At 67.2% G+C, this 18,779-nt stretch carries 15 protein-coding genes; 7 read left to right on the top strand and 8 right to left on the bottom strand.

What is annotated here, in order from left to right:
* Positions 1-732, top strand: a 732-nt coding sequence (locus Q0627_RS02000) for a metallophosphoesterase (protein WP_298807452.1), incomplete at its 5' end; no start/stop codon positions are given.
* Between the two features lie 357 nt (positions 733-1,089).
* Here Q0627_RS02000 and Q0627_RS01995 read toward each other — a convergent pair.
* The 5 genes from Q0627_RS01995 to Q0627_RS01975 all read right to left on the bottom strand — a co-directional run bounded on the left by Q0627_RS01995 (position 1,090) and on the right by Q0627_RS01975 (position 7,075).
* A complete protein-coding gene (locus tag Q0627_RS01995) occupies positions 1,090-1,935 on the bottom strand; it encodes an SDR family NAD(P)-dependent oxidoreductase (protein WP_298807450.1) in 846 nt (281 codons plus the stop codon).
* Positions 1,936-1,937: 2 nt separating this feature from the next.
* Entirely contained in the window at positions 1,938-4,052 is a 2,115-nt protein-coding gene (locus Q0627_RS01990; protein ID WP_298807448.1) for a hypothetical protein, read from the bottom strand.
* 103 nt (positions 4,053-4,155) lie between these two features.
* Positions 4,156-5,691 (bottom strand): NAD(P)(+) transhydrogenase (Re/Si-specific) subunit beta, encoded by a 1,536-nt coding sequence (locus Q0627_RS01985; RefSeq protein WP_298807446.1) that lies wholly within the window; start codon positions 5,689-5,691, stop codon positions 4,156-4,158.
* Positions 5,688-5,993: an NAD(P) transhydrogenase subunit alpha gene (locus Q0627_RS01980; protein WP_005188973.1), complete on the bottom strand. Its 306-nt coding sequence runs from the start codon at positions 5,991-5,993 to the stop codon at positions 5,688-5,690. Before Q0627_RS01980 ends, Q0627_RS01985 begins: the two co-directional genes overlap by 4 nt.
* Complete coding sequence (locus Q0627_RS01975) at positions 5,993-7,075, bottom strand: Re/Si-specific NAD(P)(+) transhydrogenase subunit alpha (protein WP_298807433.1); 1,083 nt, start codon at positions 7,073-7,075, stop codon at positions 5,993-5,995. The genes Q0627_RS01980 and Q0627_RS01975 overlap by 1 nt, the downstream gene beginning before the upstream one ends.
* A 312-nt stretch (positions 7,076-7,387) precedes the next feature.
* Here Q0627_RS01975 and Q0627_RS01970 point away from each other — a divergent pair, with 312 nt between their 5' ends.
* Positions 7,388-8,854: an FAD-binding protein gene (locus tag Q0627_RS01970; RefSeq protein WP_291019070.1), complete on the top strand. Its 1,467-nt coding sequence runs from the start codon at positions 7,388-7,390 to the stop codon at positions 8,852-8,854.
* Between the two features lies 1 nt (position 8,855).
* Here the strand turns inward: Q0627_RS01970 and Q0627_RS22450 are convergent, their stop codons facing one another.
* A complete protein-coding gene (locus Q0627_RS22450; protein WP_324388044.1) occupies positions 8,856-10,109 on the bottom strand; it encodes a hypothetical protein in 1,254 nt (417 codons plus the stop codon).
* Positions 10,110-10,276: 167 nt separating this feature from the next.
* A complete protein-coding gene (nadB, locus tag Q0627_RS01960; RefSeq protein WP_291019072.1) occupies positions 10,277-11,935 on the bottom strand; it encodes an L-aspartate oxidase in 1,659 nt (552 codons plus the stop codon).
* A 124-nt stretch (positions 11,936-12,059) separates the two neighbouring features.
* Between nadB and Q0627_RS01955 the strand changes: the two genes are divergently transcribed.
* The 3 genes from Q0627_RS01955 to Q0627_RS01945 all read left to right on the top strand — a co-directional run bounded on the left by Q0627_RS01955 (position 12,060) and on the right by Q0627_RS01945 (position 15,185).
* Complete coding sequence (locus Q0627_RS01955) at positions 12,060-13,298, top strand: MFS transporter (protein ID WP_291019078.1); 1,239 nt, start codon at positions 12,060-12,062, stop codon at positions 13,296-13,298.
* A gap of 7 nt (positions 13,299-13,305) precedes the next feature.
* The gene (locus Q0627_RS01950; RefSeq protein WP_291019104.1) at positions 13,306-13,659 is read left to right on the top strand and encodes a metalloregulator ArsR/SmtB family transcription factor; all 354 of its coding nucleotides are present in this window, start codon (positions 13,306-13,308) and stop codon (positions 13,657-13,659) included.
* 107 nt (positions 13,660-13,766) lie between these two features.
* Entirely contained in the window at positions 13,767-15,185 is a 1,419-nt protein-coding gene (locus tag Q0627_RS01945; protein WP_291019115.1) for a DUF3068 domain-containing protein, read from the top strand.
* A 247-nt stretch (positions 15,186-15,432) separates the two neighbouring features.
* Here Q0627_RS01945 and Q0627_RS01940 read toward each other — a convergent pair whose 3' ends face one another.
* Entirely contained in the window at positions 15,433-16,389 is a 957-nt protein-coding gene (locus Q0627_RS01940; protein ID WP_291019121.1) for an alpha/beta hydrolase family protein, read from the bottom strand.
* A 312-nt stretch (positions 16,390-16,701) separates the two neighbouring features.
* Between Q0627_RS01940 and Q0627_RS01935 the strand changes: the two genes are divergently transcribed.
* Both Q0627_RS01935 and Q0627_RS01930 read left to right on the top strand, forming a co-directional pair.
* A complete protein-coding gene (locus tag Q0627_RS01935) occupies positions 16,702-18,366 on the top strand; it encodes an FAD-binding dehydrogenase (protein WP_291019126.1) in 1,665 nt (554 codons plus the stop codon).
* A gap of 69 nt (positions 18,367-18,435) precedes the next feature.
* Positions 18,436-18,779: Dyp-type peroxidase domain-containing protein (locus Q0627_RS01930; RefSeq protein ID WP_298807425.1), on the top strand; the 344-nt coding region annotated here is incomplete at its 3' end.

The raw sequence follows: 18,779 nt of genomic DNA, 5'->3' as shown, positions 1-18,779 counted from the left end.
GTCGCCCACATCAGCGACCTGCATTTCAACGGCTCGGAACACCACCGCAGCCGCGTCGAATCGGTGCTGCATTACATCAATACCCGCGCCGAGGGCATCGACGCGCTGCTCATCACCGGCGACCTCGTCGACCGCGGGACGGCTGCCGAGTACGACGAGGCGTTCGAAACCATTCACAGCCCGTTGCCGACGCTCATCACCATCGGCAATCACGACGACCGCGAACACTACAACGACCGATTCCGCCACGATCCCGGTCTGGCGCACGCCAATTCGTCGCTCACCGTGAACGGGGTGCAGTTGCTGCTCGTCGACTCGTCCATCCCCGGCCGGGCCGGTGGTTATATCGACGACGACGATCTCGACTGGCTCGAAGATCAGTTGCACGACGCCGAACCCGGCACCCCGGCGCTGGTCGCATTCCATCATCCGCCGGTGACCGTGCACATGTCGTACATGGACACGATCCGGCAGACCGGCGAGGAGCGACTCGCCGAACTCGTCGACCGCTACCCGAATATCGTCGCCTTCCTGTGCGGCCACATCCATTCCGCCGCCGTCACCACTTTCGCGGGTCGCCCCCTGTGCGTCGCCCCCGGTGTCTCCTCCACCCTCAACCTGCCGTTCGAGGGATCGGGTGTCCTCAACGAGGGCCAGCCACCCGGCATCGCGTTCCACCTGATCGGCGACGACAACCGCATCGTCACCCACTTCCGCGCCGTCATGGACTGAGCTGTCGCGACCGGAGTGGTTACGTCATGCGTGGATCTCACCGGACCCTTCGCGACCCTCGCTCGTACCTCGCTTCGGCCTCAGGGATCAAGAAGTATGGTCGCCCACATACCTCGCTTCGGCCTCAGGGATCAAGAAGTATGGTCGCCCACACCGCCCCAGGGATCAAGAAGTATGGTCGCCCACACCGCCCCAGGGATCACGATGGATGGTCGCCCGCAACAACGCATCGAACCGCGATGGCCTATCCGCGACCACACTTCTTGATCCCTGAGGCCGATGCGACGAAGGAGCGAGGGTCGCGAAGGGTCCGGTGACATTCCACCATGGCGTCACCACCTCAAAACCGTTGAAACATCAGGTAAGTGAGGCCATTGCCTTGTCAGCGGTGCCCGGCGAGAAGTAGTTGATGACCGGCAGCACGGCGGCCAGCGGGGCGGGGGCGACGGCCTCGGGACGGTGGGTGATCGCCCGGACGATCCAGCGCGCCGCCTCCTCCACGTCAAGAGCGGGAGCTTCGGCATATTCGGCTGTGGGAGCGATCATTTCGGTACGCACCAGCGGGAAGTAAACGTTGGTGGCGCATACCTGCGGGTGTGGCTTCTCCGCGTTCAGGCTGCGTCCGAAAATGCTCAAAGCGTTTTTGGACGCCGCGTACGCCGAGAATCTCGGGAATGTTCCCGACAGCAGACCCCAGGTGCACACATTGACGAACTGCCCCTGCCCACGGTCGATCATCCCAGGCAGCAATCCGAGCGTAAGCTGCACCGGCGCATAGTAATTGAGCTGCATGGTGCGCTGAAAGTCGTGCAGTCGGTCCGTCGAATCAACGATCTTGCGGCGAATGGACCGGCCGGCATTGTTCACCAGCACGTCCACCCCGACACCATTGAGATCTTCGACCAGACCGGTGATAGCGGTCTCGTCCGACAGATCGCATACCCGGTAGTCTGCACCGATATACTTTGCAAGCGTGGATAATTCGTCCTCGCGCCGGGCCACCATGATCACCTCGGCCCCGCGACCGGCCAGGTCGATGGCGGCGGCCCGCCCGATCCCGCCGGACGCCCCGGTCACCACCACCCGCAGCCCCGCGACGTCGCGGCCGGGTCCGCCGAAAAGCTCTTCCACCCGGCCGGGCAGCCAGGTCCGGCGCTGCATCGCACCGGCCACCGCCCGACCGAATCGTTCCTGCGTACCCATGATCAATTCCCTCCGTCGAATCCGCCGACGCCGTTGAGTTTGTCGACCTCGGTGAACAGATCGCCGATCGCATAGTTGTCGACGGCCACGAAATTCGGGATCTGACCACGTTCGGTCCGGCACTTGGCCAGTCGCGGCCCCAGAACCGCCGACGAGTTGACGGTATGGGCGTCACGGATACGGCTGGCGAAGTTGCCCAGCCAGTGATTGATCAGGAACAACGGGGCGTCGGCGGCACCCCGATTGGGTCGGCAATTGAAGTCGGCGACCTTCTTGAACTCGTACGGCGTTTCCTGCACCCAGATATCAGACGGTAACACCCACGGGCGCACAGTCCCTCCGCCGGTGTTCTCATGAATCCACACCAGACGTTTCCCGGAGTCGATCATCTCCCCCAGCGTCGGCCACGGCTGCCCGAGCGTCGGCGTGTACAGCATGTCGTACATACCGGCCGATTTCAGCAGCGTCTCCACGTCTTCAGGAGTCACCTTGTCCTGCACCATGAATGTGATGACCTCGCGCGGATGATCACGCATCCATTCTTTGACCCGCACCATCAGCGGCAGCCATTCGGTGGAGCCCAACTCGCAGAGTTCGTGGCACAGATAAGGTTTCACCGCACCCACCGGTTCCAGGTCGAACGAGTCGCGCACCCGCAACGCGCTGCGCACCACGTCCTTGCCGTAGGTCCTCTCCGCCGCGGCGAACGCGTCGGCCCGGCTGGCCTGTGTATTGGCCACCGTCGGTGGACGATCCGACATCTGTCCGTACCAGCTGTCTACGAGAAACACCCGCACCCCGTCGCGCAGTTGGCCCATCACCCCGGTGGGCTGTTCGCCGATGAACCAGCCGTTGCCGTCGGCGGCCGACATCGAGTTGTGGGTCGACGGGTACGCGACGTCGTTGTACCTGCGGTCGCACAGTTCGCGATGCCCGTTACAGGCTTTGGGGTCGTAGCCCTTCGCGGCGACGATCGCCATGTCGCGGGCCTTGGGCCAGGCCAGATACGCAACCGACCCGATCACCAGCGACACCACCGCGAGCGCGGCCAGCGGGATGGTGACCTTCTCCAGGTGCAGCTTTCGCTCGGCGGATCGCAGCCAGCTGAGCCCGGCGACGATCAGATCCCTGCCACCCCAGCCGATCAGCGCCAGACCCGCCGCACTGCCGATGATCGCGAGTACCGCCAGCGGGCGCAGCACCGTCAGAATCCCGATAATCGCGATCAACGATCCACGCGCGGCGAGCGCGGTGCGGGTGGCCCGGCGTGGCCGGATCAGCCAGTGCCCCAGATCGATCCATTCCTGCTGGGTGGTGGGGATCGACCGGATGCCGCCCATCGCATGCCCGATCAGCCCGACCACCAGCGCCAGGGCCGCGATGATCCACAACCGACCGTCGATCTCGTGCCAGGCGGCGACGGTCAGCGCGCCCTTGATGTCATCTGTGGGGATGAGCACCGACGCCAGTGTGGCCCCCAGGATCACCCCGACGATGATTCCGCCCAGCCACATGAACGCCCGGCCGAACGTGCGCGAAATCTGTGCCCACGTCTTCTCCCGCAACAGCGCCGACCCCAGCAGCAGTAGCACCGCCAGCATCGGCTGCAGCCAGGCGGTGATCCGCACCCAGTGCACCGTCGACACGATCTGCTTGTCGAAGCCCGACGCCCCGATCTGCGACAGCGTCACATCCATGTCGTCGGGAAGCTTGGCGGCGGCGTCGGGGGCGATGGTCTTGAGCGCGGCGATCGCAACGGCCCCAATGTCGGCGATCCGCAGGACCGGCAGCGCGGTGTCGCCGGTGGTGAACGCACGATGCAGCGGCACCGCCGCCGACCGCACCACCGGACCCGCCGCGGGCGAGGAGATCACCGACGACGACACCGACTCCACCAGCGGACGCAACGCCACTAGATCGGGCGCGGCGTCCAGCAACCTGTCGGACACCGCCAACCCGACGACGCGTGCCACCTCGGGATCCTGGCGCACCGAGTCGACATGCCGGGCGAACCGCTCGGAGTCGATCACCTCACGGTTCAGCAACCCCGCGAACAACCCCAGCACCAGGCATCCGGTGCCGAGCACGAACAAGATCCGGGCCGCGATCACACGCATGCAGCCCATTCAAACACCCGAGACGTCACAAACCCCACCGATAGCCCCCGGCATCGCAATAATTGTCGTGCCGGGGCTCAGCGGTGGGGTTTGTGACGGGAACCTAGAGTGCCTTCAGTTCCTCAATAACACCATTCACCGACTTCTTGGCATCACCGAACAGCATCGAGGTGCCCTCGCCGAAGAACAGCGGGTTGTCGATGCCGGCGTAACCGGAGCTCATCGACCGTTTGAGGACGATCACCGAGCGGGCCTCGTCGACGTTGAGGATCGGCATACCGAAGATCGGCGAACTCGGATCGTTGCGGGCGGCCGGGTTGGTGACGTCGTTGGCGCCGATGACGATGGCCACATCGGTGCGGCTGAACTCGCCGTTGATGTCGTCCATCTCCTTCATCGCGTCGTAGGCGACGTCGGCTTCGGCGAGCAGCACGTTCATGTGGCCGGGCATACGGCCGGCAACCGGGTGGATCGCGTACTTGACCTCGACACCCTTGGCTTCGAGCAGCGCGGCCATCTCCTTGACGGCGTGCTGCGCCTGGGCCACGGCCAGACCGTAACCGGGCACGACGATGACCTGGTTGGCGTACGCCATCTGGATGGCGGCGTCGGCGGCCGAGGTGGCCTTGACCGTGCCACCGGCTCCACCTGCACCGCCACCGGCGGTGCCGTCGGGACCGGCACCGAACGATCCGAACACGATGGCCGGGATCGAGCGGTTCATCGCCTTGGCCATCAGGTTGGTCAGGATCGAACCGGATGCGCCGACGATCATGCCGGCCACGATGAGCGCGGTGTTGTCCAGCGCGATACCGGCGGCGGCCGCGGACAGACCGGTCATGGCGTTGAGCAGCGAGATCACCACGGGCATGTCGGCGCCGCCGATCGGCAGCACCACGAACAGACCCATCACACCGGCGGCGATGAGCAGACCCACCATGAACCAGATCGCCGAACCGTCACCGGAAGCGGCCTTGACGCCCATGAAGACGGCCAGGACCAGGGAGACGATCAGCAGGATGATGTTGGCCAGCTGGAACAGTTTGGCGTTGCCGACGGAGAACTTCTCCAGGCCCTTCGGCATGATCTCCTGCAGCTTGGTGAACGCCACCAGCGAACCCCAGAACGAGATCGAACCGATGATCGCGGCGATCAGCGAACCGACCACCATCGGCGAGGCGGGCTCCACACCGTGGAACTCCTTGAAGCCGTCGGTCTCGATGAACTCGGCCCACGCGATTAGCGCGACGGTACCGCCGCCCACACCGTTGAACAGCGCCACCAGCTGCGGCATCGCGGTCATCTTGGTCTTGAGGGCCGGCGGGATACCGAGCGCCACGCCGATGATCAGGCCGATGGCGATGAGGATCCAGTTGATCGCGGGCACGCTGTCGCGGCCGTGTTCCCCAGCCTCGGCGACGGCGCCCTGATTCCAGACGAACAGCAGCGTGGCGGCCACGGCCAGGCCCATGCCGACGGCGGCGATCCAGTTGCCGCGGACGGCGGTCTTGGGGCCGGTAAGGCCCATCAGTCCGTAGATGAACAGGGAGAACGCGGCGATGTACAGCGCCATCACCACATACGAGATGGTCTCGCTGGGGTCATGGGTGCCCTGTGCGAGCAGGAGAACGTTGTTCACTTGGCGGCCTCCTTCTTACCCTTGAACATGCCGAGCATGCGGTCGGTGACGGCGAAGCCGCCGATCACGTTGAGCGTGCCGAACACCAGCGCGACGAACGCGATGATGCGCACACCCCAGCCGGCATCGGCCGGAAGCTGGCCGAGCACCACGAGCGCGCCGAGCACGACGATGCCGTGGATGGCGTTGGTGCCCGACATCAGCGGGGTGTGCAGGGTGTTGGGAACCTTGGAGATGACGGCGAACCCGACGAACCCGGCCAGGACCAGGATCGCGAGATTCGCCAGAAGCCCGGTGTACATCAGGCGGTGGCCTCCTCACGGGTGACACACGCCGCGGCGAGCACCTCGTCGTCGAAATCGGGGGTGATGGCGCCGTCGTCGCCGAGCATCAGCTCGATCAGGGCCAGCAGGTTCTTGGAGTACAGCTCGCTCGAATGCTCGGGCATCGTGGCGGGCAGGTTGAGCGGCGAGGCGATGGTGACGTCGTGCTTGACGACGGTCTGCCCCGGCTCGGTCAGTTCGCAGTTGCCACCGGTCTCGCCGGCGAGGTCGACGACGACGCTGCCGGGCTTCATGCCCTCGACGGCCGCGGCGGTCACCAGGCGCGGTGCGGGACGACCCGGCACGAGCGCGGTGGTGATGACGACGTCGAAGCCCTTGATGGCGTCTTCGAGTGCCTGCTGCTGCTGGGCGCGTTCCTCGTCGGTGAGTTCACGGGCGTAGCCACCCTCACCGGCGGCCTCGATACCGAGGTCGAGCCACTGGGCGCCCACCGAACGGACCTGCTCGGCCACCTCGGGACGCACGTCGTAGCCGGTGGTGCGGGCGCCGAGGCGCTTGGCGGTGGCCAGGGCCTGCAGCCCGGCCACACCCACGCCGAGGACCAGCACGGTGGCCGGCTTGACGGTGCCCGCGGCGGTGGTCAGCATCGGGAAGAACCGCGTCGATTCCTCGGCCGCCAGGATGACGGACTTGTAACCCGACACGTTGCCCTGCGAGCTGAGCGCATCCATCACCTGCGCACGCGAGATACGCGGAATCGCCTCCACCGCGTACGCCTCGACGCCGGCGGCCTTGAGCGCGCCGATCTTGTTGTCGGCGTTGCGCGGGGCGAGGAAGCCGATCAGCTTCTGGCCCGGACGCAGCTTCGCGATCTCGTCGTCGGACGGCGGGGCCACCCGCAGCACGACGTCGGCCGCGTACGGGTCACCGATGGTGGCCCCCGCATCGACATACTGACTGTCCGGGATCAGCGCATTGATCCCGGCTCCGGACTCGACGACGACGTCGACGCCCTTGCCCACGAGCGAAGCGACCACCTTGGGGACCAGCGCCACGCGGCGCTCCCCGTCGGCCGTTTCGCGCACGACACCCACACTCATTTTTCTGTCACCTTGTCTGGTTTCACAATCGTCGTCTGATTCACCATCGCCGCTGGTTCACACCCGGCGATCGCATCGACAACCGATGCGTGGAACGACGGAAAAGGGTGATGTCGTCCCGGTCACAAAACTAGCCAAGAACATAGCATGGCCTAAGTGCCACAAGGTAATGCGGTAAGCTACCTCACTTTCGCTTGACGCGAGGGCCTTCGGCACTGTCGGCGGACCGAACAGCTCGCGCGAATACCTGACCGGACACCTGTCCAGAGATTGTTCTAGAACATGTTCTAGTTTCGGGTTACGCTCTACGACATGGCTGGAAGCACAGAGATCCCGCAGACCGTCGCCCTCGCCGACGTTCCCCACTTCACCGACGAGTTCGACGTCGTGGTCGCCGGCCTGGGCATGGCCGGCGGATGCGCCGCCGTCGAAGCCGCGAGCAACGGCGCCCGCGTCCTCGTCCTCGAACGCGCCGCCGTCGCCGGCGGCACCACATCGCTGGCGGGCGGGCACTTCTACCTCGGCGGCGGCACCGCCGTCCAGGAGGCCACCGGGCACGCCGACTCGGCCGAGGAGATGGAGAAGTACCTGACCGCGGTGTCGGCCGACCCCGACCCGGAGAAGATCCACGCCTACTGCCAGGGCAGCGTCGAGCACTTCACCTGGCTCGAAGCGCTCGGCTTCAGCTTCGAACGCAGCTACTACCCCGAAAAGGCCGTCATCCAGCCCCAGACCCAGGGCCTGATGTACACCGGCAACGAGAAGGTGTGGCCGTTCCGCGACATCGCGGTCCCTGCCCCGCGTGGCCACAAGGTGCCCGTGCCCGGCGACACCGGCGGCGCGTCGCTGGTCATCGAACTACTGGTCAAGAAACTCGCCGAACTCGGCGTCGAGATCCGGTACGAGACCGGCGCCCGGCAACTCGTCGTCGATGATGAGGGCCGGGTCGCGGGGATGGCGTGGAAGTCTCCGGAGGCCTCAGGCTTCATCCGCGCCAAGTCGGTCATCATCGCAGCCGGTGGATTCGTCTCCAACTCCGAAATGGTGGCCGAGAACGTCCCCAAGATGGCCGAGAAGTCGTACCCGCTGGGCACCACCTACGACGACGGCCTCGGCCTGCGCATGGGTCTGTCGGTGGGCGCGCAACTGCGCGGCATGGATCAGACCTTCGTCACCGCTCCCATCTATCCGCCCGCCAGCATGGTCATGGGCGTGATCGTCAACAAGAACGGTGACCGATTCGTCACCGAGGATTCCTACCATTCCCGGACATCGGCATTCGTGATGGATCAACCCGATTCGGCGGCATTTCTCGTCATCAACGAATCACATATGAGCCAGCAAAAGAATTATCTGGTGCCACTGATCGACGGCTGGGAAACGGTCGAAGAAATGGAAGAAGGGCTCGGAATTCCGGAAGGAAGGCTGCGCGCCACCATCGACCGCTACAACGAGCACGCCGCCGCCGGCGAGGACCCCGATTTTCACAAGGCCCCCGAGTACCTCGCTCCGCTGACCCAAGGTCCTTGGGCCGCATACAATCTGAGCCTCGGCAAAGCGATCTACGCGGGCTTCACCATGGGCGGAATGGTCACTTCGGTGGACGGACAGGTCCGCCGCGCCGACGGTTCGGTGATCGACGGACTGTACGCGGCAGGTGCCTGCGCGTCGAATATCGCCGAGAACGGCAAGAATTACGCCAGCGGCACCCAGCTCGGTGAAGGATCGTTCTTCGGCCGCCGGGCCGGACGTCACGCCGCGGCAGCCGCGGCGAACTGACCTACTTCCGCCCCCGCAGCGCGGCGGCGAGCTTGGCCAGCGCCACGGCCACCTCGTCCAGCGCTTTGCTGACGGCTTCGACGTTGGCGACCGCGCCGGCACGGACCACGCTCTGCGCATCCGACACAGCCCGGGCGATCGCCGTCGCCGGCAATTCCGGCAGGGCGGGAGGCCCCGATCGGACAGGAACGGGCGGCTGGGCGGGTACCGGAGTGCGAGCAGGTACGGCTGCCTGAGCGGGTTCGGTCACCTCAGGGGGTGCGGATGTCGGCTGGACCTCCGACGCACGGGGCGCGTGATCGTCGGCATCGGGTGCGCGCCTGCGGCCCCCACCCCGGACGGCACGCTCATCCACCCCCGCACCCCGCATCGGTGACTGGGCTTCCGGGGCAGCGTCGTCGGCCGAACGCCGGGCATGATGCCCGGTGGCGGACTGCTTACCCTGTTTCGGCTGCGGCGGGGGAGATACCGGACGCGGTTTCTGCGGCCCTGAACCGGTGTTCGCCGGGCGCGGGAAGGCACCCGACCCGGACGCGGGCGCCTGACGGCCCGGCGGGCGCGGCGCCGGGCCGGTGGCATGCGGCGCAGGCCCACCCGCCTTGGGCTGACCACCGGTCTGCGACGCCCGTGGCGGCGGCTGCTGCTGCCCGGGACCGGACTGCGGTGCCGGCCGGTGCGCGCGGGGCTCGGGCATCAGGTGCCGCCGCCGTTCGAGTCCGTCCATCGACGCGCCCTCGACCACCGGTGGCTCCATGTTCGTCGAACGACGGCCACCGCGATATCCGTCACCCGGAAGCGGCCCCGACGGAGCGCCGGCCGAACCCGCACCGGGCCCACCGGCGCCCGGTCCGGTATTGATCGGCCCGGTGCCGGTAGATCGGCCACCGGCCGGACCACCGCCCGCCTGCCCGTTACCCGAGGCTGCGGCGATGGCGGTCGGTGCGTGCCCGTTGCCGGTCGCATAGAAGTGCGGACCGCCGTGCGCCTCGAAGAACAGACAGTGCGCCCCCGTGAGAGAGCGCGCGCTGCACGGATTGCGCTCGATCAGCGACTGGGCCTGGGTGTCGAAGTCGTTCCACTCGAGCCAGAGTCTGCGATCGGATCGCGGGTGATCGCTGGCGTCGGTGGCGTGGTTACCGGAGTGCCCGACGGCCAGCCGGCAATGCACGAGCCACTGCAGGTCGTTGGCCAGACCGAGCCGGGCGCGCTCTTCGGGGGTGCACACGACCGTCGACCAACACCCGGCACCGTTCATCGAAGAGCTCCCATCACCACGCCTGTCCCAAACCGCCGGCCCCGGCCCCCGTCCGGTCTCCGGACCAACGGCCAGTATATGGACCTGGCGCAGCAGTCGCCACCACTCGCCCCCTATCAAGTCCCACCGAACCCTGTCCGCATCGGACAGTCGAGAGACCGGACGGTCTACACCGGCGTCCGAACGTCCCGAACGAGTTCATCCCCACCCAGCACGAATACGTGCGAGGCCGCGTCGGATGAGGTGCCCGGATAGTCGAGCCGCACGTGCGATCCCCGGGTCTCGGTGCGGGCCGCCGCGGCCGCGACCACCGCCCGCGCGGCCAGAGTCAGAGCCGCGTCCTCGACCTCCCGCGTGGTGGCGGGCGCACCCGGCCTGCGCGGGGCGGCGTCGAGGATGCCGACCGCCGCGTCGAGCCCGGCGGCGTCGCGGCCCAACGCGGCGTACCTGGTCATCGTGTCCTGCAGGGCGGTGCGGTCGAGTACGCGCGGTACCGGGCCGTCTGCCTCGTCCGCGATTTCCGATATCGACAGGTCACGACGCGAAATCGCGAGCGAGGCCGCTCGGCGACCCACCACAAGGCCCTCGAGAAGGCTGTTGGAGGCGAGCCGGTTGCCTCCGTGCAGGCCCGTACGGGCGACCTCACCGGCCGCGAGCAGACCGGGCACAGATGTGGCACCCGAGGTATCGGTGACGACACCGCCGCACAGATAGTGCGCGCCCGGCACCACCGGAATACGCCCCGACGACGGGTCGACGCCCGATGCCATCAACCCCGCGGTGACCGTCGGGAACCGGACCTCGAATCCGCCGTGCGCCGCGCCGACGCCGGTGACGTCGAGGTAGACGCACGGATGTCCGGTGCGGGCGATGGCCGCATGCACCGCATTGGCGACAACATCCCGGGGTGCGAGGTCGCCGAGCGGATGCACACCGTCGGTGACGGAGTGGCCGTCGACGTCGACGAGCCTGCCGCCCTCACCCCGGACCGCCTCGCTGATCAGCGTGCGCCTGCCTCGATCACCGTCCACGAAAAGCATTGTCGGATGGAACTGGATGAATTCGAGGTCGGCCACCTGCGCGCCCGCTCGCAGCGCCAGGCCGATGCCGTCAGCGGTGGCCCCCGCAGGGTTGGTCGTCGCGGCGTACAGGTGTCCGGCGCCGCCGGTGGCGAGCAGGATCGTCGGTGCGTACACGGCGTGTTCGGCGCCATCGCGCAGGTAACGCACACCGACCGCCCGGCCGCCCGACCGGATCACGTCGGTGGCGATGGCCTCGTCGAGCACCTCAACGAACGAGCCGGGGGTCGGTGAGTGGGAGGTCAGTTCGGTGACGCGACTACCGAGGGCCCGCTGGATGACCGCGCCGGTCGCGTCGCCGCCGGCGTGGATGATGCGCCGCACCGAATGCCCGCCTTCGCGGGTGCGTGACAGCAGTCCGTCGGGGGCGCGGTCAAAGTCCGCACCCCACTGCATCAGTCCCCATACAGCGTCATAGCCGTCGGCGAGGATGGGCCGCGCGGCCACCGGATCGGTCAGCCCGGCCCCAGCGGCCAGCGTGTCCGTCAGGTGCAGGTCGACCGAATCGGCCGGATCCCCGGGGTCGAGCGGGTCCTCGACGGTGACGACGGCGACGCCGCCCTGGGCGTAGAAGGTGGACGTCGACTGTTCAGCGCGGTCGGCCCGCCATGCCGGTCCTTTGTTGAGGATCACGACGCTGCAGCCGGCCTCGGCCGCACGGATCGCCGCGGTCAGTCCTGCGATCCCCGCCCCGACGACCACGAAATCGGCACGATCGCTCTTGCCCGCGGTCATGCTGTCCGGCATGCGGCCTCCTTGATTCTCGAAGTGGGATTCCGGGAGAGGTTTTCGACTTTCAGTCGAAAACCATACGCCGAGAGTGGCCCTTCTCATAGGTGCACGTATGCGCACATATGAGATACTTTCTCGCATGCCCCTGCTGCACAATCACCTCTTCCGCCGGTTGTATGCCGCGCAGGTGGCCTCCCTACTCGGCTCCGGACTCCTCACGGTGGCCCTCGCATTGCTCGCGGCACGCTTGGCCGGTGACGACGCCGGCGTCGTCCTCGGCACCGCGCTGACGATCAAGATGGTCGCCTACGTGGGCATGGCACCGGTCATGCGCGCCGCCTGCGAACGATTCCCGCGCGCCACGGTGCTCATCGGCGCCGACGCCGTGCGACTGGCGATGGTCGCCGCGCTCCCCCTGGTCACGCAGGTGTGGCAGGTCTACGTCCTGGTGTTCGCACTACAGACAGCGTCGGCCACGTTCACCCCTACCTTCACCGCGACGATCCCCACCGTCGTGCCACACCGCGACGACTACACGCGGGCGGTCGCCGCCTCCCGCATCGCCTACGACCTGGAGGCCCTGGCCTCCCCCATGCTCGCGGCGGCACTGCTGTTCACGGTCCCGCCTTCTGGTATATTCCTCGTCGCCGCAACAGGATTCGCGGCCTCGGCCCTGCTCGTCGGCTCGGTCCGCACCGCCCTGGGCACCGCGACCCCGGCTGCCGGCTCCGCACCGTTTCATCGCCGGGCCACCGCAGGACTGCGAATCATGTTTTCGCGCAGCACTTTCCGCGGTCTCATCGCGATCAACCTGTGCTGCGCGGCTGTCACCGCACCGGTGATGGTGTATTCGGTGGTGTACGTCGACACCGAACTCGACCTGGGCGCCGGCGCCCTCGCCCCCCTGCTCGCCGCCTGTGGTGTCGGATCACTGTGCACCGCAATTCTTTTGCCGATGGCCGGCCGCTACATCACACCCCGGTCGACGGCATTGGCCGGGGCGGTCATCGGCTGCGGGGCCCTGCTGGCCACCACCACCGCACACCTGGCGGGCCTGACCTACCCGGCATTGCTCGCGGTCTGGTTCGTCATCGGCATCGCGACATCCCTGATGAACACGTCCGCCCCCAGACTCATCGCCGATCACACCGACGCCGGCAGCGCCGCCGATGTGTTCACCGCCCAGTTCTCCGCATCGCATGCCGCCTTCCTGATCACCTACCCGCTCGCCGGGGTCACCGCCACGCACGGCGCGGCCGGCCCCGCGACCCTGCTGACGGTGGCGCTGACCGGCCTGACCTGCGCCGCACTCGCCTGGCACACCCCCGTCGGCACTCGCGCGGCCCACCAGCGGGCACCCGCCCCCTCGACTGCTTGAATGGGCCATGGCACCGAGCCTGAATCCCCCGAGCCTGAATCACCGTGTCGAACCCGGAACCGAACATCTGCTGGCGGCGACGGAGATGTTCGCGATGCTCGCCGACCCGACCCGCTTAGGCCTGCTCTGGCACCTCACCAACGGCGAAGCCGACGTCACCGCCCTGACCGGCGCCGTCGGCGCATCCCGCACCGCGGTAAGCCAGCACCTGGCCAAACTGCGCTTCACCGGGCTCGTCGACACCCGCAGGGAGGGACGCCGCGTGGTGTACCGGATCCGCGACGGCCACGTCGCCAGGCTGGTCCGCGAAGGCCTCAATCACGCCGACCACCGCATCACCGGGGAACCCGCACACGACTGAAAACCGCTCCTGTGGCAGAAAACCGCACCATCATGAGACCGTACGTACTATCCGGACGGCAGCGCGGGTTAGGGTAACACCGTCATGTGCAACCACAGGAGTCACGAATGAGACGTTTCTGGCCGGCGCTGCTGGCATTGTTCGGCTTCGCCTTCGTCACCGCGGCGATCCTCATCCCTACCGTCCTGGTGTCGCAGCTCCGCGTGGTGCCGCTGGACCTCGACATCACCTCCGACGCCACCACGGTGTCCGCCGACGGCAACGCCGACGACCGCTTCCCGGCCGTCGTCCTCGACCGCTGCTCGCTCACCGCGCCCAAGGTCCGTCAGCTCGACGCCCACCTGACGCAGCAGCGCCGCTCGGTCATCATCGACCCGTCCAGCAAGACCCGTGCCACCGTTCAGTCGGCGCAGACGGTCCGGATCGACCGCGTCCGCGACGCCGATGGCAAAGAGACCGACCTGTCGTTCGCGGCCGCCGGTGAACCCCGCACCTGCAAGGACGGCCTGCTCAGCGCCACCATCGACCGTGTCTCGGTCAACCGCAAGACGTCCGTCCCCGACGGCAAGGTCCACTCGATCCAGTTCGAGGCCCTGCCCGAAGGCGGCAACCTCGACGACGTGTCGGTGGACGTCCCGCGTCAGGGCTTCCAGTACAAGTTCGGCTTCAACGTCAAGAAGCGTCCCTACCTGTACTTCGACACCAACACCCGCACCGACAACCCGGCCAACTTCGTCGGCGAGACCACCCTCAAGGGCGTCAAGGTGTACGAGTTCGTCAGCGAGGTCCCCGAGACCGACCTGTCCGAACTCCCCAACCCGCAGGGCGAGGCCTCCCTTGGCACGCTGCTGACCCAGCCGGCCAGCTGGTGGGGCATCACCGGCCAGGGCATCAAACCGACCGACCCGGTCACGATGCACCGCTACGGCAAGGCCACCCGGCACGTCTTCGTCGAACCCGTCACCGGCACCATCCTCGACGGCAAGGAAGATCAGGAGCAGTACTACCGCTCCCCCGATCAGAGCCAGTCGCTGCCCACCGCGATCCGCGAATTCAAGCTGCACGCTCTCAAAGGCACGTTCAAGTGGGCCGACAGCACCGTCGCACGCCAGGCCGACAAGGCCGACCACTACAAGGGTCTGCTGAAGATGGCCAAGTTCTGGCTGCCGCTGATCCTGGGCATCATCGGTGCGCTCCTGATCCTGGCCTGGTTGTGGCTGTTCCTGCGGGACCGCCGCCGCACCGCCGCCGACGGACCGTCCGGCGACAGCGCCTTCGACTACGAGGGCCCGGGCACCGCCGCCGGCGCCTGGTCGGAACCCGAGCCGTCCACGGAGGCCACCACGGTGATCCCCACCGACGACGCCACGACGGTGATCCCCACCGACGACGACGCCACCACGGTGATTCCGACGACGGAGGACACAAGCTCCACCGCCGGTGTCGGCCCCTGGGACCGCCCCACCGAACAGATCCGGCCCATCGACTCGGGCGACGAACCGGACGATCCCCTCCGCAAACGCTGAGCTGACAACCCCGCTGAGCTGACAACCACTGTGCCCCCACGATCCGATCGTGGGGGCACAGTGCTGTCAGCCCTCCCTCTACCCCTTTGTGCTGCCCACTTCGCCGGTCGAGGCATGCGTGGATGGCAACCAGCCGGGGATGGCAACCAACCGGGAATGCGTGGATGGGGGGCGGGGTCCGGTGAGAAACCACAGAGCCGGTGACCCGAAGGTCACCGGCTCTGTGTTGTTACCGTCTACGCTCGGCTCAGAAGAAGGCCGGCTTGAAGGTGGTGTTCCAGGACTCCTTGAAGCGGTCCTGCCAGTAGTCCCACCAGTGACCACCGTCGGGCGAGATGTGGGTCTTGAGCTTCACACCGGGTACCGCGGCGAGGCGGGCGATGTAGAGCTGGCTGCTGGTGGAGGCGGCGACCTCCAGCGGAACCATCTGCGCGAACTTGACGGCGTCGAAGTTGGCGCTGCCGGGGACGAGGGCCGCGTTGCGGTTACCGACGCCGCTGCCCGACGACACGTACACGTACTTGCCGGCCAGGTTGTTGGCGGTCAGGAACGGGTCGTTGGCGGTCCAGGCGCCGAACGGTGCGATACCCCACATGTTGATGGGGTTGCCGCCCATCTCCATCACCGACACCTGGATGCCCTGGTTGAAGCCGGGCATGGTGACGGTCGGGTAGCCGCTGTAGGAGGCGACGGCCTTGTAGAAGCCGGGGTGCCGCGAGGCCAGGTTGAGCGCCGCGGTGCCGGACATCGACAGACCGGCGACACCGTTGCGACGGTTGTCGCTGTTGTACTTGCGCTTCATGTAGCCGGGCAGTTCACGGGTGAGGAAGGTTTCCCACTTGTTCTTGCCGAGCTTGGGGTCGGTGGTCTGCCAGTCGGTGTAGAAGGAGCCTCCGCCACCGAACGGGATGGCGACGTTGACACCCTTGCCGACCATGTAGCTGTCGACGTTGGTGTTGATGAGCCAGCCGCTGTTGTTGTTGGGGGCGCGCAGGCCGTCGAGCAGGTAGAGCGTGGGCTTGGCCGCCCCGCCGCCACCGCTGATGATGCGGACCGGGACGTTACGTCCCATGGCTGCCGAGTAGACGTACTCGGTGGTGCCGGCCGCGGCGGCCTCGGGTGCGTGGGCGACCACGGCCCCGCTGGTGACTGCGACCGCGGCGACGACACCGGCCACAAGGCGCTTTCTCACGCGCTTGAACATGTACTGATTCCTAACGATTCTGGCCGGGGTGGCCCCGCTCGACGAGGATGTAGTTATACCGGCCGGCCTCGGATTCGAGGTCGGCCGGTCCATCGCATGACACTGTAACGGATCAATAACAGGCCAGCAAAGGGTACGGCCGGGTCAAAGTTGTTCTTTTCGGCAGTTCGGCGCCGGTTTTCGGTGCTTTCGCACGCTTGGGACAAATCCCGCGCGGCGTGTCGACTGCCAGTACCGGCGGGTAATGTCACCGACGGATTCACCGAGCCACCGCCCGGACGAACCACATGCCGCGATGAATGGAGTTCCTCAGTGACGCAGCAGCAGGCCGACGCCGTCGTCGTCGGAGCGGGCCTTGCGGGTTTGGTCGCCACCTACGAGCTGACGAGGGCCGGCCGCAAGGTGATCGTCGTCGATCAGGAGAACCGGAACAATCTCGGCGGTCAGGCCTTCTGGTCGCTGGGCGGGCTGTTCCTGGTCGACAGCCCTGAGCAGCGTCGTCTGGGCATCTCCGATTCGGCCGAGCTGGCGTTGCAGGACTGGATGGGGTCGGCCGGTTTCGACCGTGAGGTGCAGGACTACTGGCCGCGTCAGTGGGCGCGCGCGTACGTCGAGTTCGCCGCGGGCGACAAACGGCAGTATCTACACGATCTGGGGTTGCGGTTCGTGCCGGTGGTCGGCTGGGCCGAACGCGGCGGCGGTTTCGCCGACGGCCACGGCAACTCGGTGCCCCGGTTCCATCTCACCTGGGGCACCGGTCCCGAGGTGGTGCGGATCTTCGCCGAACCGGTGCTGGAGGCCGAGAAACGCGGTCTGGTGGAGTTCCGGTTCCGGCACCGCGTCGACGAGCTGATCGTCTCCGGCGACGCGGCGGTCGGTGTCCGCGGCGCCGTCCTGGCACCGTGCGACGATCTCGACCGCGGCCGGGCGTCGAATCGCGACGTGGTGGGAGACTTCGAGGTGCGGGCGGGTGCGGTGATCGTCACCACCGGCGGCATCGGCCACAATCATGAACTGATCCGCGAGAACTGGCCCACCGAACGCCTCGGCAAGGCACCCGAGCACATGATCTCGGGGGTCCCCGCGCACGTGGACGGCCGGATGCTGGGTATCGCCGAGGACGCGGGCGCGAGCCTGGTCAACCGCGACCGCATGTGGCATTACACCGAGGGCATCCACAACTGGGATCCGATCTGGCCCGATCACGCGATCCGCATCATCCCGGGACCGTCGTCGTTGTGGCTCGACGCCGAGGGCAATCGGCTCACCGCCCCCAACTTCCCCGGTTTCGACACCAATTCGACGATGCGCGAGATCCTCAAGACCGGCCACGACTACTCGTGGTTCGTGCTCACCCGGAGCATCGTCGAAAAGGAGTTCATGCTGTCGGGGTCCGAGCAGAATCCGGACGTCACCAGCAAGGACTTGAAGATCCTCGCCCGCAGCCGGGTATCCAAGGGCGCACCGGGCCCGGTCGACGCGTTCACCAGACACGGCGTCGATTTCGTCGTCGCCGACGACCTGCCCGCGCTGGTGGCCGGCATGAACAAGATCGCCCGCGGCCCCGCGCTCGACCTGGCCCATATCGAACGCGTCATCTCCGCCCGGGACGCGCAGATCGACAACAAGTTCTCCAAGGACGCGCAGATCATGGCGATGACCAATGCGCGTCAGTATCTCGGGGACAAGGTGGTGCGGGTGGCCAAGCCGCACAAGCTGCTCGACCCGGCACACGGCCCGCTGATCGCGGTACGCCTGAACATCCTGACCCGCAAGACCCTCGGCGGTCTGGAAACCGATCTCGACGCGGCAGTGATGCGCCCGGACGGTTCCCGGTTCGACGGCCTGTACGCGGCAGGTGAGGTGGCCGGTTTCGGTGGTGGCGGCGTGCACGGTTACAACGCTCTGGAGGGCACATTCCTGGGCGGCTGCATCTTCTCCGGCCGGGCTGCGGGACGGGCCGTCGCCCGGGGCTGATCGCTCCCGGAGTCAGGCTAGGCGCGCCTTCATGGAAACGAACGCGTCGCCACACTAACGTGGATCAACGTGACAACTCCGCAGACGATCCTGACCCGAAAGACCAAGGCCGCGATCTTCCTTGTCGCAACCATCAACGAAGGCGCCGAGCAGACCGTCCACGATTTCCTCCCCGAGCTGGGTGGTCTGACGAGTTCGGTGTCCTCTCGTGCACCGGAGGCCGCGCTCGCAGCGATCGTCGGGATCGGCGCCGACGCCTGGGGCCGGTTGTTCGACGCGCCGCGCCCGTCGTCGTTGCGGCGGTTCACACCGCTGTCGGGCCCCCGGCGCCCCGGCCCCGCCCCGCCCGGGGATCTGCTGGTGCCCCACAAAGCCGGCCAGGTGGATCAGCGTTTCGGTGGGGGCCTGCGGAT

This window comes from uncultured Gordonia sp. (assembly GCF_937858515.1).
Lineage (GTDB): Bacteria > Actinomycetota > Actinomycetes > Mycobacteriales > Mycobacteriaceae > Gordonia.
Note: the sequence above shows the minus strand (reverse complement) of the source record. Positions and strands in the feature narration are given on the sequence as shown.

Bases quoted from the DNA above. Each gene is read 5' to 3' on its own strand.
- Q0627_RS01995 (WP_298807450.1), bottom strand. From the start codon at position 1,935: ATGGGTACGCAGGAACGATTCGGTCGGGCGGTGGCCGGTGCGATGCAG.
- Q0627_RS01990 (WP_298807448.1), bottom strand. From the start codon at position 4,052: ATGCGTGTGATCGCGGCCCGGATCTTGTTCGTGCTCGGCACCGGATGC.
- Q0627_RS01980 (WP_005188973.1), bottom strand. From the start codon at position 5,993: ATGTACACCGGGCTTCTGGCGAATCTCGCGATCCTGGTCCTGGCCGGG.
- Q0627_RS01975 (WP_298807433.1), bottom strand. From the start codon at position 7,075: ATGAGTGTGGGTGTCGTGCGCGAAACGGCCGACGGGGAGCGCCGCGTG.
- Q0627_RS01970 (WP_291019070.1), top strand. From the start codon at position 7,388: ATGGCTGGAAGCACAGAGATCCCGCAGACCGTCGCCCTCGCCGACGTT.
- Q0627_RS22450 (WP_324388044.1), bottom strand. From the start codon at position 10,109: ATGAACGGTGCCGGGTGTTGGTCGACGGTCGTGTGCACCCCCGAAGAG.
- nadB (WP_291019072.1), bottom strand. From the start codon at position 11,935: ATGCCGGACAGCATGACCGCGGGCAAGAGCGATCGTGCCGATTTCGTG.
- Q0627_RS01955 (WP_291019078.1), top strand. From the start codon at position 12,060: ATGCCCCTGCTGCACAATCACCTCTTCCGCCGGTTGTATGCCGCGCAG.
- Q0627_RS01950 (WP_291019104.1), top strand. From the start codon at position 13,306: ATGGCACCGAGCCTGAATCCCCCGAGCCTGAATCACCGTGTCGAACCC.
- Q0627_RS01945 (WP_291019115.1), top strand. From the start codon at position 13,767: ATGAGACGTTTCTGGCCGGCGCTGCTGGCATTGTTCGGCTTCGCCTTC.
- Q0627_RS01940 (WP_291019121.1), bottom strand. From the start codon at position 16,389: ATGTTCAAGCGCGTGAGAAAGCGCCTTGTGGCCGGTGTCGTCGCCGCG.